Genomic DNA, 1,372 nt, shown 5'->3' on the forward strand with positions numbered 1-1,372 from the left:
TGGTCCAAACGGATGTCGGATGGGAATGGGAAATGTTGTCCATGAAGGAGCGCATGGACATTCCAATGATAGATTTATCGAACTACGGTGCAGAGATGCAAAATCGTATACTCTCACATATATTGCCTGCATTCTTTATGAACCCTTATGAAACAACCGGAAACTTATTATATCGTATTGCGCTTGTCCGCCTCAATTTAAGGGATCATTTGCTGCTGCTCCCTTGTTCACATCTCATCTATGATGGCATGAGCGGAGAGGTCGTTAAGAGTGAGTTGTACCGTGCATATGATGATATGAGCAATGTAAAAGGGCAACTAGCAGGAAGCTACCGTGATTATGTGAGTCAGGTCCGCAAAGGACCTCAGGGCATGGGCGATCAAGAGATTGTTGACAAATTTCACTTGTCCGCATTTGCTGCTGCTTCGGATGCTGTAGTCCTCGCAATTGATGAGCGCAACCATACAACGGGCACAGATGTGACAGTAGAACTTGCAGATTGGAATGATTCTGACGCAATCGGACACATGTGGGACTTGGCTATACGCCTAGCTAACCGCTTTTTCCGCAGATATTTGCAAGTGGACGAGATTCCTATTCTTCTCACCAATTATGGACGGGCATACGAGGACAAGCAGTATTTTGATATTATAGGTGAATTTATAGACCAAATCCCTGTACTGCTTACAGATGCGGATGAACATGGGCATGAGATCAGAAACAGTATGCAGTTGGCCGTATCGCGTAACCTGAATTTTCTAAATCTCATATACAATGATGAAATGGCTTCGTTGTATCCGCAGTCTAACAGGTATCTGAAGCATAGCCTGAATAAGCTACCTATTGTCTTCAATTACCTTGGCGAAGCGTCAGATAAATATCAGCTGTTTAAAAATATCGAGCCAGAAGAGAGGGACATCTATCGGGATCCAATCATTTTCTTTACTGTTCAGCATGTGGAAAATGTATTGCAAATCTCACTGGAACTTCCTTTTGAAGAAAATCCAGAAACCGTTAAAGCGTTGTTGGAAACAGAGCTAGCGAATTTACTAGTAACAGACGAAAATGGAATAATGTCCACCTAATTTTCACTCAAGGCATTAAAAACAAGCTCCGAGTTCAAAATAGGGAAACTGGGCCCCAAAGCTTTCAAATGGCTTTGGGGCAATCTAAACAAACCACAAAAGCCGCAAGTCTCCAATAACCCCGGAGATTTACGGCTTTTGTGGTATGAATGTAGCGAAGTTTTATGTAGCAATGTCGCTGAATTAAAGCTTGTTGTAATAGATCTTTATGCCAAATAAATGACATTTGGTGTATGCTGATGGGTGCCGCGCAATGGTTTGAGATATGAACTTAGTGAACCTACGAC

General features: G+C 42.5%; 1 protein-coding gene. It reads left to right on the plus strand.

Annotation, left to right across the window (positions count from 1 at the left end):
• On the plus strand, positions 1–1,085 hold a 1,085-nt coding region (locus GRP75_RS27040), incomplete at its 5' end, for a condensation domain-containing protein (protein WP_483311123.1).
• Positions 1,086–1,372 lie beyond the last annotated feature (287 nt).

The organism is Paenibacillus sp. OT2-17, from assembly GCF_009827695.1.
GTDB classification, from domain to species: domain Bacteria; phylum Bacillota; class Bacilli; order Paenibacillales; family Paenibacillaceae; genus Paenibacillus; species Paenibacillus polymyxa_B.